Source organism: Nonomuraea ceibae, from assembly GCF_019396325.1.
In the GTDB taxonomy this organism is placed as follows: Bacteria; Actinomycetota; Actinomycetes; order Streptosporangiales; family Streptosporangiaceae; genus Nonomuraea; species Nonomuraea ceibae.
Map to the genome: position 1 here is coordinate 77,142 of NZ_JAHKRO010000003.1, position 15,685 is coordinate 92,826.

The 15,685-nt window shown below is 63.2% G+C and carries 7 protein-coding genes; 4 read left to right on the top strand and 3 right to left on the bottom strand.

Translation table 11 applies throughout. From position 1 onward, the window contains the following. Positions 1-576 precede the first annotated feature (576 nt). Positions 577-2,037, top strand: coding sequence for a S1 family peptidase (locus tag KME80_RS03325; RefSeq protein ID WP_219500115.1), 1,461 nt, complete (start codon positions 577-579; stop codon positions 2,035-2,037). Between the two features lie 1,075 nt (positions 2,038-3,112). Here KME80_RS03325 and KME80_RS03330 read toward each other — a convergent pair. From KME80_RS03330 to KME80_RS03340, 3 genes are all read right to left on the bottom strand, one after another. Further along, entirely contained in the window at positions 3,113-4,315 is a 1,203-nt protein-coding gene (locus tag KME80_RS03330; RefSeq protein WP_219500118.1) for an McrC family protein, read from the bottom strand. 2 nt (positions 4,316-4,317) lie between these two features. After that, a complete protein-coding gene (locus KME80_RS52565; RefSeq protein WP_219500120.1) occupies positions 4,318-6,435 on the bottom strand; it encodes an McrB family protein in 2,118 nt (705 codons plus the stop codon). A 233-nt stretch (positions 6,436-6,668) separates the two neighbouring features. Next, positions 6,669-7,982, bottom strand: a complete 1,314-nt coding sequence (locus KME80_RS03340; RefSeq protein WP_219500122.1) for a hypothetical protein — start codon at positions 7,980-7,982, stop codon at positions 6,669-6,671. Between the two features lie 1,428 nt (positions 7,983-9,410). On the opposite strand from KME80_RS03340, the gene KME80_RS03345 reads away from it, so the two are divergent. From KME80_RS03345 to KME80_RS03355, 3 genes are read left to right on the top strand one after another with little or no spacing between them, the layout of a single operon-like run. Further along, entirely contained in the window at positions 9,411-11,357 is a 1,947-nt protein-coding gene (locus KME80_RS03345; protein ID WP_219500124.1) for a type I restriction-modification system subunit M, read from the top strand. Then, positions 11,354-12,571, top strand: a complete 1,218-nt coding sequence (locus KME80_RS52570; protein ID WP_219500126.1) for a restriction endonuclease subunit S — start codon at positions 11,354-11,356, stop codon at positions 12,569-12,571. The genes KME80_RS03345 and KME80_RS52570 overlap by 4 nt, the downstream gene beginning before the upstream one ends. Further along, positions 12,568-15,684, top strand: coding sequence for a type I restriction endonuclease subunit R (locus KME80_RS03355; RefSeq protein ID WP_219500128.1), 3,117 nt, complete (start codon positions 12,568-12,570; stop codon positions 15,682-15,684). The genes KME80_RS52570 and KME80_RS03355 overlap by 4 nt, the downstream gene beginning before the upstream one ends. Position 15,685: the final 1 nt, after the last annotated feature.

A 15,685-nucleotide genomic window follows, 5' to 3' on the forward strand; every position in this document is an offset into this window, starting at 1 on the left:
TGGACGCCAACTTCGCTTCGTCTCTCCACCAGGACCTGCTGCACAGGTCGCCGCGTGTGCAGGCCACAGCGCGGAGGTCCACTTACATGTCTACGCCAAGTGCATCGTCGGGCACGACGAAGGTGCCAAGCGTCGCATCCCTCTGAGTACGTGGGAGCCCTATCGCCGACCTGCACATTACCCCAGGCGGCAGAGGCCGTTCTGAAGCACTTCTATGAACCGGACATTACGGGCTTGCTGGGGGCTGGAGCGTGGAGGCGGTGCAGCACATCGGATCGTGGCAACAGTGTGGCGTGTCCAGAGCCGTGCGCACGTACAAGACTGCAGCGTCCCCCTAAATATGTCGAGCAACAATATGTTCTTTGTTTGAATACGCGATCGCCCACAGTCTGCGGAGGGCGACTGTCCAGATGCAATGCCAGCCCCACAGAATGATAAGAATATCAAGCCTTACTCGTAGAAAAAGGCCATGTTAACTTCGCTCCGGAACTCCCTCAAGTGCGTGGAGGTAAAGTGGCGGATCATTCTTCACAGTTAGCAGGCGGGACCGCGGCAAGGCGGATAACGTTCCTGGCCATGGTGGCGCTACTGCTGCCGTTATCGGCGTTCAGCCTCGCGGGTTCCCCCGCTGTAGCATCTTCCGCTCAGACCGAGACCATGGTACTGGCCGCAGAGTCGCAACCGAAAGTCCACCGTCCAGCACTGGAAAGACTCAAGCGAAACGCGGCTCGCAAGGGGATCTCCCTGGAGCACGCCGTGGCCGCTTACATCGCGCACAAGGCAAAGACGGATCCGGCGGCGACCGCGAACTGGCCAGACGGCCCCGTCGATATCCCCGACGTCACCATCGATGATCTTTCCGCCGCGCACCTCGAAGTCCTGAAGGGTATGGCGCAGGCCCAAGGCGTCAGTTTCAGCGAGGCCATCGAGCGCCACGGATCATGGCCAGCGGCCAAACAGAAGCTGGTCCAGCTCCAGCGCACCTTCAAGGGCGATTTTGCTGGTGGCGAGCGCGCCGCCGACGGCTCGCAGGTCTGGCTCGGCTTCAAGGGGGATATCCCGGCGCCGGCCGTAGAAACTGCCAAAACCCTGCCCTTCCGGGTGGAGCTACAGGGCCGCCTGGGCTACACCGAGGCCGAGCTGAACGACACGAAGAAGCGTGTGCACCATGCCTTACGGGACGACCCTCGCTTCTCTGATGTGGCCAGCTACTACGACGCCAAGACCGGTACTGTGCACAGCCTCGTCGTCCCCGCACCCGCAGCTAAAGCGTCCGTCCAGGAGGACGCCGTCAGTTCGGCGGTGACCTCGCTGGTGACCAATCCGTCCATCACCGTGGACGTGACGGTCACGGAGAAGCCTGTCGCATCCAACTTCTCATCCACCACCACCGCCTCGGCCACCACCTCTGCCGCGGACCCGTACATTCGGGGTGGGGGGAACCTCGGAGACTGCACGTCCAACTTCAATGTGGTAGCCACCTGGGACTATGAGACGCGGCGCCATGCCACGGCTGGGCACTGCTCTAATGGCGCACCGACGAGAACATACTGCAACTATCCCGTTGATGGAGGCAACTGCACCGGGATCAGCTTGACCAACTCATGCTGGTTGGGTTGCGACTACGGTGAAGCTGCGCTGTACACCCGGGGAGGTCTAACGCTCACCCGGACCTTCTACTGGAGTTCCAACCAGAAGGCATACGTGGATGCCGAGGATCCCATCCAGTGGGTCGGTGATGCCGTATGCAAGTGGGGGAAGAGCACCGGGACAACTTGCGGTACTGTGCAGAGAACCAACTGGTCCAACGGCACCGTAGATAATCTCTACGTCACCAACGAACGTGCCGGGACCAAATGTGCCGGTGGTGACAGCGGCGGCCCCGCCTTCACGGGAGGCCCGTCAACAGGCTTCACCGCATATGGCATCGTCGTCGGAGAGGGTGCACTCGCTGGCGAGACGGCACTGTACTGCGCGTACAGCCACGTGACGGTGTACCGCGACGCCTTCGGCTACAGGATTTGGAACCGCGAATAGAGGGGCAAGGAGTAGCGTAGAGGGCTGGACCGCGGCCTTATAAGGCGGTCCAACCCTCCTCGCCAGAAGGGTGGTCTCCGTGAGACGAGTGTCCGCAATCGCTGCGATGCTTGTGGCGGCCGTGAGTCTAGTGGCCTGCACTGCAGACGCTCGCCGAAGCGGGTCATCATCCGCTGCCGCTCCGCCTGAACCGTGCCCGTCGGACAAGGTATGCCACGCCGTTATCGGCACCGATCCGGCCATCGCTGTATACCACGGGGAGTTCTACTCCACCTTGATGCCGTTGACGGCACGGCTTGAGTGGGTGGAGAGTGAGTCGTGTCTTGTGGTTACGAGACATGGTGATCACGATCGTCAACTCAGAACGCTGATTCCCCTATGGCCCGAGGGGACGAAACCGGTCCGAGCGTCAGACGGCAGACGAGGCATCGAGATTCGCCAAATTGGACAGATTTTCGAGGGTGCATTATTTACGGCAGATGGCTCGGACTATCCGCCTAACCTCAAGCCGCCCGTCCCCGGAATCTCTACGCTTACTCAGCCGCCTGGCACGTGTACCGCCCATGACGGATTCTTCATTGTCGAACCATCTGGCATTGGACGTTTGAAAAGTTAGTTTCGCGGGCCCTCTACGTTAGATGCGGCGCATAGCGCACTTGGCTGTAGTGGGGCATGCCAGGAGTCGTGCTAACGCATTTGGCGCGATCAGCCGCAAACGATCAGCAGCAGCCGGACATCGCCGGACACAAGAAGGCCATCAGCCAACGCTTTCCCGGGTCAATCCCTCTTTGTCGCTGCTGGACGATGGGGTCTCGGCTGGATTTGAACCTGTGGCACCCGCTTTAGGAGAGTGGGGGTTGTATCCGTCTCTTTAGGTGGTCTGAGCTGGGCAAATAGCCTACGGGATGCACAAGGTGTACAAGATCATCCCATGTATATCCCCAGCGCTTGGATCGTGAGGGCAACACGCGACCTGAAGCACAAGCCGGCATCTAGACGGAAGCCGCGGCAGTAGTTGAAGATCTTCGCAAGCTTGCCGTCGCGCACCATCAGGTGACCTAAGAACCCCTCCTAGTCAGCTCGTGAGGCGCGCAAGGGAAACTCCTGCAGCGATCTGGTTGGCCAAGGACTGTATGTCGGCGAAGAGACTCTCTGGATCTTGGTTGAGGTTGAGGGAATGACAGACGATGTCGATGCCGGTGTCAGCGATGGGGAAGGTCGTGGGAGCCGCGTTGCCTTTGGCGTAGATCAAGTGCCCACGGCGTACTCCCAGCACGGTGCAGTACACAAGCATCTGGCGGATGTCATCGAGGCCGCCGCCGCCTCGCTCCTTCTCCTGCGAGTATTTGGCATCGACCACTACGCCGGCGCGTTCAACGGGCCCAGGCCGGTACCAGACAAGATCCGGATGCATGGGGAGTCCCGGGGCCAGGAAAATTCCAGGCTTGTCATACCTCCCGCCGAGCATGCGCTTGAGCCGGCTGCCAATGGTGATGCGGACAAAGTTTTCGAACACGTCCTCCATGTCGACTACGAAGCCGTTGCAGGAGATCCGACGACCTTCTCCTTGGTCGACCGAGGTCTGGCGCAGCGTGAGCTCCGCCAGCTTGAGAGCTGTGGCGTAACGAGCGTTTAGCCGGTTGATCGTCGGGAGAGGCCCTACAGTGGGCGTGACCTTGGCGAGTTTGGCGAGCAAGAGACGGAGTCTCCGGCGTGACTCGGCGTCCACGCCCGGCACGGACATCATGCGAAGGACCGCCGCTTTCAAGATCTGGTTCTCTGGGATGTCCGGCGTGCGGTCGCTGTAGCGGATCTGGAGCGGAGTCTGCAATCCGTGCCCGCGATAGAGTTGGTCGGTCTCGCGGAGCCTGCCTCGCAGCACGGTGGAGACCTCATCACGCTCGCGGTAGCCGTACAAGAGCCCAGGTTTAAGGGCCGCGTCGATTTGCCGCCACAGTGGTTGAGCAAAGGCGGGTACGAGTCCCAGTTCTTCCTCAAGGAGGACCTCGTCGTGCTGCCATGGTTCCCTCAGCCCTTCGGTGTAACCGAGGAGGAAGAGCACCCTTCTGATGGGAAACTTGGGCGCGACATGCACGTCACGGCCGCCGATCCGCGCCGAGCCGACCTTGTTGTTCCCCTTGACCTGCCATTTGCCAGAACTCGCGTAGGCCAGCTTTACCAGTCCCAACCTGGACGCCTTAAGGGCCTCTGCTTCCGCATCCGCTAGTTTGTACGGCGAGCCCTTGCCGATCTCGGAGACCGTGATGGGCTCCGGCATGGTCATTCCTCTGACCCGTTGATCGCCTGGCGAAGAACATCAAGGCCATAGCGGCCTTCCACGTCGGTGTTGGAGCCGAAGTTGAGCTCACGGAGCAGAGGCAGGATGTCGGCGTTCCACACCTCGTCCATGGCATCGTTGTCCTCGTACAGGTGCTGGCGCATGACGTAAGAGGGTCCGATCGCTTGATCGCGTCCTTCCGGCAGGTCGTCGGCCATGCGGCGGTTGAGCTCGGCCAGCACATGGGGGATGTCCGACTCGATCTCTTGATCTCTCAACCAGCGCTCCAGCAGTCCCTGGGTGGGCTCCTTGTCTGGGTGGAGTTCGAAGAAGGCGAATCTGCGGCGCATCGCCTGATCGGGGAGCGCGATCGAGCGGTCGGTCGTGTTCATCGTCCCGATGATGAACAGGTTTTCCGGCAGGCTGAAAGGCGAGTCGGGGGAGTACTGCAGGCTGACCTGCTGACTCCGGTACTCCAGCAGGAAGTAGAGCTCGCCGAAGACCTTGTCGAGTTGCGCCCGGTTGATTTCATCGATGATCAGGATGTACGGCGTGCTCGGGTCGTCCTGCGCTTGCTCGGCAAGCTTACGGAAGGGCCCGGCGGTGAGCGCGAAGAAGATCGTCCCACTGCTCCCCTGCTGTGGTCGAAACCCCTCGATGAAGTCCTCGTAAGTGAACGACGGATGGAACTGCACTAGTTTGACCGCCTGGTCCTCGGTCAGGTGCCGGGCCAGTTTCAAGGCGAGATAGGTCTTGCCGGTGCCTGGCGGGCCGTACAAGATGATCTGCTTGCGTCGCCAGAGCAACTGTTCCAGGCGGCTCAGCCAGCCGTGATTGTCAGAGTGGAGTGCCTTGGCCAGGGTCTCGTCGACGTGGTTGAACTGCAGTGGGAGCCTCTCCGGGGGAGCTTCCTCCTCCGGGTGGGTGTACGGCTGGGCGAGCCGGTGCAACTCGTCGATCGCCGAGGTCAGGTCGACCACATAGTCCTGGCTCTGGAGCAGTGCGGGAATCGGTGACGGTAGAGCGCGTAGGTCAAGCGGCGTGCTGACGTTGAACCATTCCACGGTTCGACGGAGATTGGAAAGCCCACCCTGCGATTCGGTGAACCGTGCCTCGCCCGTGAGCCGTCCGAGGTACACATGACCACGGGTGGTCGTGAGCACAAGATCACCTATACGCATTTGGCGAATGAAGCGGGCAAACTCGGCGAGCCGCTGCTCCTGGAATGCGTAGGACTTGTGCTGGTATCCCTCGCGGACCGCTTTGCGCAGCGCATCGAAGGTAAGGTTGGCCGCTGCGGGATCGAGCTGGGATGCCGCCAACGACACCCATCCCTCACGTAGCCAATCATCGACCAGGTTGTAGCCCTCGACTCCCGTACCACGCACCATCCAGGCCCTCTGCATGCCGACGATGTCCGCCCCGGTGAGTTCCTTGCGCAGCTCCCAGAGACTTCGTAGAGCGATCGCGTCGAGCCTCTGCTGCGGAGCGGCCACTCCATCGAGGAACTTAAGACCTTCGCCCTCCAGGCGTTGCTGCAGATCCACACCCCGATAGTTGAAGTGGAGCATGCCCTCTACAGGGAGGCGGCCATCGTGCGTGAGGACGCGATAGGAGGCGGGGACGTTTACCTTGGCATTGGCCAGGAAGTGGGCGACCTCGCGGCCGGAGGCACCAGTGAGCTCAGCTAGATCATCATGAGAAGTCCACTGGCCTGCCTCGACTAACCCGATGGCGTCCACAATAAACCACTGAACGTCGCTGAGATTTTCCAGAGCCTGCTTGCGCTGTTCGTCAATCTCCCGGTACAGACGCTTCAACTCTCGAGCGAGTTCGCTCTCGTCTCGATATCTGTCGAGCGCCTCGATGCCCGCGTCGGTGATTGTCCAGCCGCCGGTCTTCTTCAGCCATCCAACTGTGGCGGCGTCACCGGTCCAAAAGTGCAGGGCCGTCTCCCACCGGGACTGACCACCGCGGCTATGCTCGAGCTCATACGGGGTCGGCGATACCCGTTCTCGTACCTCACCGATCACACGCGCAGCGGCCAGAGGCTCCGGGTGATCTCGGAGTACCTCCAGAGCATTTCGAAGATAGAGCCCGTAGCGGATCTGCTCGGCCACCTGGATCTCCTTCAGCCCTCGACCTTCGCTGGGTGTCGCGGCTCCCGGTCGCTTAGCGGGGCCAGAACCGTTTGGTACAGCCCGCCGGACCTGAGGTCTCCGCCATAGAAACGTAGATCTCCATGATGGCCTTTCCGCCCGAGCGAACACCTGTGTTCCGTATAACTCAGTGGACTGGAGACCCGAAAGTCGGGACTGACCTGGGCAGACATGGCTGATTCTGGCTGCACCCCCTACGGGGACGACTGGCCACGGCGTGCAGTCCGGCGAGGTGAGGAAGTGTCCCAGGCCATGGCGCCCGCCTGGCCTCGTACCAATGCCTCACGGCGCATCACCCCCTGCGCCGCAGCCAACACCTCATCCCAAATCTCATCCGCTGTGATTGCCCCGGCATCTACCGTCTCGGTGTAGCCACCCTGCGGCATCATCTCTGCCGACACTGCCGCCCCCAAACGCCGTACATCGTGCAGATGCCGCAACACCCGTCTCTCCACCGCACGCGCCATCTCACCGGTCGGGCACTCGAGCGTGCTGACCACCTGCCATCCCCACACCTCATGATCCTCTAACCGTGATTTCCCCGCGTTCATGATCCCGACTTTGTGCGCACGCAGCGCTTGCGATGTCACCAGATAAACCACCGCCGGACGATCGGCCCGGAAATGCTCTGTCGCATGCGCATACTTCAGTCGGTAGTACTTCGATGCTGTTTCCTCTGGCAATCGTCCCGTTCGTGCAAGCTCTGCCGTGCCTTCCGCTGTCAGACGTGTCCCATCGATAACCCGAGACACCAGCACATACACCCCTCGGCCATCGATGGCCTTAACCTCCAGGGTCGCCACTCGCAACCCCAGTTGCCTGGCCGCCATGCGTGCTGCCGCACGCGCCCGCACTAGCCCTCCAAAACGTTCCAGTTCATGTGGGCCGATTTCCAACGCTACTATCTCGACTGCATCCTGTTCCGGGGCCTCCGCCTCTACCCGCGAACTGATCAACCTTGACATGGTTCGCACCTGGTCCATCGACGGTCGGAACTGCATTCCTGGCGTGGATAACGCCCGACGCCGTCCATTTGCCCCTAGCGACGACGACACCGCAAACCGCGACGTGCCGATCAGCGTCAGCAACTCCCCACGCCCTTCGACGTCATCGCCCGGCAACTCGCCTACAAATGACCAGCCTGGAACCTCGCGCCTCGTCGCATCGCCTACATCGCCGAGGAACCAGCCGTTAACCACGCCTCCCGGGTTGCCACATTTCACGCACCACAGCTCTGGCCGTGCCGCCCATTTGCGAGCTTTCGCCACGCTCACCGCATAGCCCCACCAGTCGTGGCTCAAGCACCACGCCACCGCCACCAGCTCTACTCGACCACGCAGCCACACACCGGACTCGGCCTCGAACTGAACTGCTGCCGCAGAAAAGGGCAACCCTAGTGAACCTGCCGAACGCAGATCCACAACAGCAGTTCGGACCGCCTCGGTGCGCTCACCCTTAGGCGTCCGCTCCCGCACTTCAACAATCGCGTTCAGCCATACGTCGCTCAATTTGCCCTCCTCTATTCGTACCAGTGGGCCAGACCGCGTGCCCCCAACCGAAGTGATCTTAATGCCGCTGAATGCTCCCAGCGGTGCCCCAACGACCGCTCATTCTGGATGCGAGTGATTTACTGTAGTCGGATGTCAGCGGAATGCCCAGCAGCCTGGTTTGCCGTGAGCAGGACCTGTGTGCCGCCCGCCGGCGCGCGGGTGAGGCAGATGCGAGGCCTTAGTCAATGCCTAACTGCTTCGCTGCTGCGGCGACTATGCGTCCCCGGGACACCAATCGATAGGCCGAGGCTTACGGGCGTCCCAGTGCCTTCAGCTCGGCCAGATGGTCGCGCCATCCATGCCCGGTCTGCTTCGTTGAGGGTGGCGACTCGGTCGATGGTTTCTGTCAACCGGAGGAACGGGTCCAGGCGGCCGACGCCGAAGGCGGTGGGGTGGGAGGTCATGTAGGCGGCGCAGTATGGTAGCCACCAGCAAGACGGCGCCGTGTTGGTGGGGTGGCAGTTCGCCATCAGGTGACCGCGCGGCCGTCGACCCCGATGGGCTGGTCGACGCCTGGCAACGGTGGGTACGTGGTGGGCTTTGAGCCAGCTGGCCACTGCTACTTCCCGGGTGGCGGCGAGGGAGACGTAACCGATGAGGCCGCCGGGAAGCCGGTACAGGACGTTCACGACCAGCCGCATCAACTCAGCTCCGGCGGGGTCGAGTCGGGCTCGGCGGCTCGCTGTGTCGAGTACGACCCGCGCCTCGGCCTCGGCGTTGCTGGCTTGGGGCATGCCTGGATCGCCTCACGGATGCAGTGCCGCGCCTCGGCCACCGATGTCGGCTCTTGTGGAGCTGGCGAGTCTGACAAGCTCTCTCATGTCGTCCTGCGCCCGGTGGGACCGCACTATCTCGGCGTCGGTACGGCGTGTGCTCCGATGGTGGCGGCTTCGTCGGAGTCTCCGGTCGGCATGGTGAGGGAGGCGGGCTGATGCCGGCGCCCCCGGCAGTGTGCTGGTTCAGGATTCGAACCTGCGGCACTCGCTGTAGGAGAGAGGCACCTGCAAGGCTGGCTCATGTGCTCTGAGCTGCGAAGGTGCTTGGTGTCACCCGCGCCATCTGGGAGATCATCCCGTGCATGTCCCCTGGGCCCCGTCGAGGTTCGTTAGGTGGTGGCTTTCGTTGGCCCGCTCGTGCTGCAGGGGCGAGAGGGATGAGGCTCGGCTCTGAGCGCCTCGCTCGAGCATGTGCACGTGCCACCCGTCTGGCACCGCCCCTGCGCCCGGATCGGGTGGGCTTTGGGGCGGTGTGTCGGGCCTCGCGGAACACATCGCCGGCGTGGTCCGATCGCCTCGGGCGCTCGCCGCAATGTCACATTCCTGATGCAGGGATCGCTGTAAAGTCTTTGATACAGAGCAGCACCGGGATGATCGGGAACGAGCACGCATGGCCGAGTCGGCAGAGGCATTCAGGAAGACGACGGCGCGGATCGTCTGGGACACCGCGGACAAGTACCTGCGTAACATCGTCGACGAGGAGGACTACGGCGACTACATCCTGCCATTCACGGTGCTCCGGCGCCTGGAGTGCATGCTCGCTGGCACCAAGGACGAGGTGATCAAGTACGTCGATGCGTTCGGCGGGATGCCTCAGCACCTGATCGACATCGCGGTTAAGGACCGATTCGGGCTTGGCTTTTACAACGTCTCGCCGCTCAACCTCGCCACGATCGCGTCGGTCGACGACAACGTGGACAAGTCCCTCAAGAGCTACATCGACGGGTTCTCGAACAACATCGCCGACATCTGGGTCTCCTTCGACTTCAACCGGCGCGCGAAAGTACTCGCCGACGCCAATCGACTCCACGCCGTCGTCAAGCACTTCTCCACGCTCGACCTAAGCCCGAGCAGCCTGAGCAACACAGGCATGGGCGACGTCTTCGAGGACGTCATGTACCGCGCCTTCAACAAGAAGGGCAAGGCCGCCGGTAACTTCTACACTCCGCGAGACGCCATCAACCTGATGGTGGACATCCTGATCGCGAACGACGACGACACCCTCGCGGGAGAGGGCACGGCGCGTTCGATCTACGACCCGACGGCCGGCTCCGGTGGCATGCTGCTCATCGCCCAGGAAGCGCTGCGGCGCATGAACGAAACGATCGACGTCACGCTCTACGGCCAGGAGCTCATGCCCTCCGCGTTCGCCCTCGGCAAGGCGGACCTGCTCATCCAGGGCGGTCGCCCGGACGCGATTAGGCAGGGCAACACCCTCGTCGAGGACCTCTACGAGGGGCAGACCTTCGACTACGTCCTCTCGAATCCCCCGTTCGGCATCGACTGGGAGGTCGAGGAGAAGCCCGTGCGTGACCAGGCGAAGACGCCCGGCTCCCGCTTCAGCCATGGCCTCCCCAGCATCAGCGACGGGCAAATGCTGTTCCTGGCGCACTGCGCGTCGAAACTCAGTCCGCCCGGAAAGAACGGCCAGGGTGGACGCGCCGCGGTCGTCTCCAACGCGGCCCCGCTCTTCAACGGCGACAAGGGGCCGACGGCGATCCGTCAGTGGCTCCTTGACGAGGACCTCATCGACGCCATCATCGCCCTGCCGCCCAGCATGTTCTACGGGACCGGCATCCCTACCTACGTCTGGTTCCTCGACACGAACAAGGAACCGGAGCGCAAGGGCAAGATCCAGCTGATCGACGGATCGGGCCAATGGACTTTGCTGCGCAGGCCCATGGGCGAGAAGCGCCGGGAGATGCGTGCCGCAGACCGGGATCCGGTGCTCGAGGCGTACAAGGCCTTCGACCACGCGGATCCTAAGATTTCCCGCGTGATGACTCCGGACGACTTCAAGTTCCGGGACGTTCCCGTCTACAAGCAGGCGCGCCTGGCTGCCCGATTCAGCGAAGAGGCGCACGAGGCGCTGCGCGAACGGAAGGACTTCACGGACGAGCACGTCGCCGTGCTCGAATCGCTTAGCGGCACGAGCTGGAACGACCTTCCCAAGACCTTCCCGCAGGCTGCGAAGGCAGCTGGGCTGAAGGCTCCGCTGGGCCTAGTAGACGCCGTGATGAAGGCGATGGCCGTGCCCGACGACTCAGCGCCGCCAGCCGTCGACCGGAAGGGCAACGCGGTCACTTCGAGCGGATGGAAGATCACCGAGCGCGTGCCGCTCAGCGATGACCTCGCCGAGCACATGGCGCGCGAGGTGGTGCCGTTCTCTCCTGACGCCCAGTGGGACGAGAGCAAGGCGAAGCACGGCAACGAGATCCCGTTCACGAGGATCTTCTACACGCCGCGGGCACCGCGACCGCTCGACGAGATCGACTCCGAGGTACAGAGGCTCATGGGCGAACTCGCTGACATGTTCAAGCTGGTGAGCGATCAGTGACCGATCAGGCAGTCCACAAGTCGCTGCTCGAGAGCTCCGCCTTCGTCATGGCTCCGATCGGATCCATCGTCGTAGAGCGGAACGAGAAAGTCGGTGAGACGGAGTTCTCCGCGCTGTCGGTCGGGAAGCTGGGCGTGACGCCCCAGCTCGCTGGCGTCGCCAAGTCACAGACCGAAGGCGATCGGAAGCTAGTGCGCGCCGGAGATCTGGTCATCAACTCGCGATCCGACCGGCGCGGGGCTTCTGGGCTGGCTTACCAGGACGGGAGCGTCTCTGTCGTCTACTCCGTCATGACGCCAAGGCCGGATCTCCTGGTTCCGGAGTACGGCCATCATCTGTTCCGCAGCATCCCGTTCCAGGAGGAGTTCTTCCGTTGGGGCACGGGGATCGTCGACGACCTGTGGTCCACCAACTTCACTCGGATGTCACGCATTCGCGTCCCCTTGCCGCCGTTGGAAGTCCAGCGCGAACTCGCGGCCCGGCTCGACGAGGCCGATGACATGATCGCGAAGCTCGATGAGCTGACCGACGCACTGCGTGCACGGGCAATCGACACGGCTGCGCTGTTCGGTCTCTCCGAGGAGGACTCGCGCCGAGGCGAAGATGCGCAATCTCCGCTGTCCGGGATACCTGAGCATTGGGACCGCACGAAGTTCGGCTACGACTTCACCGAGAGCACCGAGCGGAACGGCGAGAACCCGCCAGGGCCCCTTCTCTCGATCTCCGAGTACCGGGGAGTCGAGCTGAATACGCGGACGGATGGTCAACAGGCGTCCCTGGACGTGGCGAAGTACCGGGTAGTGAGGCCGAACCAACTCGCCGCCAACATGATGTGGCTGAATCACGGCGGGCTCGGCGTTTCGTCGCTCACTGGTTACATCAGCCCTGACTACAAGGCGTTCTGGATCTCGCCGCGATTCCATCCGCGCTACGTGCACCACCTTCTCCGCAGCCCCCGATATGTTGACTACTTCGGAGCCATCGGCACAGGAGTCCGCCCCAACGCCCAGCGAGTCACGAAGACCGCACTCGACATGATGCCACTGCCGCTGCCCCCCATGGACGAGCAGCAACGCATCGCGGACTATCTCGACGGGGTGACGGGTCGCATTGACGGCATGCTGTCGAAGATCGCCAGCCTTCGAGACCTTCTCGTGGAGCGGTCTTCCGCGTTCCTGCTCGACGTCGTTACCGGACGGAAGGAAATCGCGTGAGCCACGCGCAGCTGATGGAGCGCGAGTTCGAGGAGAATATCTGCGCCGAGCTGGCCGAGTGCGGCTGGCTGTATGAGGACGACGGGAGGCCGACGGGCCGCTGGGACGTCGGCCTCGCGATCGCGCCGGCCGACGTGCTCCATTGGCTGAGCACTCAGTACCCGGACGAGTACGAGAAGGCCGTCCCCGGCGACCTGGTCGACGGGCAGAGGGCCGACGCTGAGCGGAAGCTCCTCGAGCACATCACCAAGGAACTCGCCAAGGCCACAAGGATGGACCCGACGACCGGGCACCCTGTCGGCGGCCTGCTCGGTGTGCTGCGCAACGGCTTCTCCTACGCCCAGATCGGCCGCCCCGCGGCGAAGTTCGGCCCGATGATGGCTTTCCCCCCGGCGAATCCGAACCTGACCGAGGTCGTAGAAGCGGCCGAGTCGGTCCGACTGCGGGTCCTGCGCCAGGTGCGCTTCGATACGAAGACCAACGAGAGCATCGACGTCGTGCTCCTCGCCAACGGTCTGCCGGTCGTCACCCTGGAACTCAAGACCGACAACACGCAGACCGTTAACCACGCGATCCGCCAGTACAAGGAGGACCGCAAGCCGGGGAGGAGCCGCCCGCTGCTCGCGCCCGGGCGCGCCCTCGTCCACTTCGCGGTCTCCAACGACCTCGTCTACATGACGACCAAGCTCCAGGGCGGGGACACCGTCTTCCTGCCCTTCAACCAGGGCAACGACGGCCACGCGGGCAACCCGCCGTCGGGCACCGGCTCGTCGACGAACTACCTGTGGCGCGAGATCCTCGCGCGCGCGACCTTCATGCGGGTCCTCAAGGACTTCGCGCTCTTCGAGCCCAGCAAGTCCGGCAAGAAGGACGAGGGCCGCCTCGTCTTCCCCCGGTTCCACCAGCTGCGCGCCGTCGAGCGCGTCGTCGCCGACATCGAGGCGAACGGGACCGGCAAGCGCTACCTGATCTGGCACTCGGCTGGCTCGGGCAAGACCAAGACGATCACCTGGCTCAGCCACCGCCTGATCCGCCACATGAGCGCCGACTCGAAGTCGACGTTCGACTCGGTCATTGTCGTCACCGACCGCACGGTCCTCGACGAGAATATCCGCGACGACATGAACCTGGTGCAGTCGAGTAAGGGGCTCGTCGTCGCCGTCGGCGAGAAGTCCGGCGCCAAGTCGCCGCAGTTGAAGAAGGCGCTACTCGAGGGCGACCACATCATCACCTGCACCCTGCAGACGTTCCCCGAGGTCATGAAGCTCATCGAGGACACCCAGGAGCTGCGCGGGCGGCGCTGGGCCGTGGTCGCGGACGAGGCGCACTCCTCGCAATCGGGCTCCGCCTCGCGCCAGCTCAAGGAGCTGCTCGTCGACGCCGAGCTGGATGTAGGGGAGGACGACATCAGCGCTGACGACCTCCTCATGGCCAAGGACTCGGCCATCGCTGCGTCGAGCAACATCACCTTTATCGCTCTGACCGCAACCCCGAAGGCGAAGACGCTGCGCCTGTTTGGCACCCAGCGCGAGGACCGCTGGGAGGCTTTCGACACGTACACGATGGCCCAGGCGATCGAGGAGGGCTTCATCCTCGACGTGCTGACGAACTACTCGACCTATGACATGTTCCTCCGCGTAAAGGGCACGCTCGAGGGAAAGGCCTCCGAGAGCGAGATCCAGGTCAACACCGGCGAGGCTGTCTCGAGTATCGTCCGCTACGCGAGGCTCCACCCGACCGCGATCGCACAGAAGGTGCGGGTCGTCGTCGAACACTTCCAGCGCAACGTCAGCCACATGCTCGGCGGCCAGGCGCGCGCCATGGTCGTGACGAGCTCGCGCATGGAGGCGCTGAGCTGGTCACGCAAGATGGACGCGTACATCGCCGAAAAGGGGTACGAGCTGCACACACTGGCCGCGTTCTCGGGGGCGCTCACCGACGAGGACGGCGAGAGCGTCACTGAGGTGTCGGTGAACGGCGTGAGCGACGTCGGCAGGGCGTTTCGCGAGGAGGGCGTCTACCGCGTCCTCATCGTCGCGAACAAGTTCCAGACCGGCTTCGACGAGCCGCGCCTCATGGCGATGTACGTCGACAAGAAGCTCTCCGGCGTCGCCACCGTGCAGACCCTCTCCCGGCTGAATCGGATCTACCCTGGCAAGACCGCACCGATGGTCGTTGACTTCCGCAACACCCCGGCGAGTGTCCAGAAAGACTTCAAGCTCTATTACTCCGACGCGCACGTCGACGGCGACATCGATCCCAATGCGCTGATCACGGTGGGAGAGCGGCTCGACACGGCCGGACTCTACACGCACGAAGAGATGGACGCCGTCGCCGACGCATTCCTCCAGGACGCCGGCGGCGAGGCGATCGCCAAGGCCCTGTCTCCGATTAAGAACCGGTGGAGCGGCCAGTGGCGTCAGGCTGTGCTCTCCAAGGACAAGGCGCAGAAGGAGTCCCTGGAGTCTTTCCGGGCCGATGTACTCGGGTACCGCAACGCCTGGCAATTCCTCAGCCAGATCGTCGATTACCAGGATCCTGAGCTGCACCGGCGCGCGATTTTGGCGACGCTGCTCGCCCGCAACCTCCAGACCGTCGGTAGCGACTACGACGACAGCTTCCTCGAGGGCGTGCAGCTCTCCGGCGTCAAGCTTGTGCCCTCCGCCATCAACGAGGACCACTCGCTGAGCGAGGGGAGCGGCGAGGGCATCAAGCTCCCGATCTTCGACGGCGAGCACACGGGCAGCGCCGCGCCGAAGCGCGGCCCGCTCGACGAGGCCATAGACAAGGTCAACGAAATGTTTAAGGCCAAGGGCATCGACGTCAGCCCCAAGAGCGTCTCCGGGTTCATCACGACCTTCTGGGGCTTTCTCGACGCGAACGAGGAGGCGGTGGCGATGGCGAAGAACAACACCGTCGCCCAGCTCAAGGCGTCCGAGGGCTTCAGTGGTGCTGTCGGGCTCGCGGTTCTGAAGACGGTGAACGAGTCGAAAGAGATCCAGTCGTACATGACCGATCCGGCGTTCATCGGACAGATCGCCGACATCGCGGCGGACGCCCTCCACGCCCAGCACAGCTCCGACCCGGACGCGGGCTCCGAGGCCGAGGGGTAAG

Coding starts and splice junctions, on each gene's coding strand:
- KME80_RS03325 (WP_219500115.1), top strand. CDS start 577: ATGGTGGCGCTACTGCTGCCGTTATCGGCGTTCAGCCTCGCGGGTTCC.
- KME80_RS03330 (WP_219500118.1), bottom strand. CDS start 4,315: ATGCCGGAGCCCATCACGGTCTCCGAGATCGGCAAGGGCTCGCCGTAC.
- KME80_RS03345 (WP_219500124.1), top strand. CDS start 9,411: ATGGCCGAGTCGGCAGAGGCATTCAGGAAGACGACGGCGCGGATCGTC.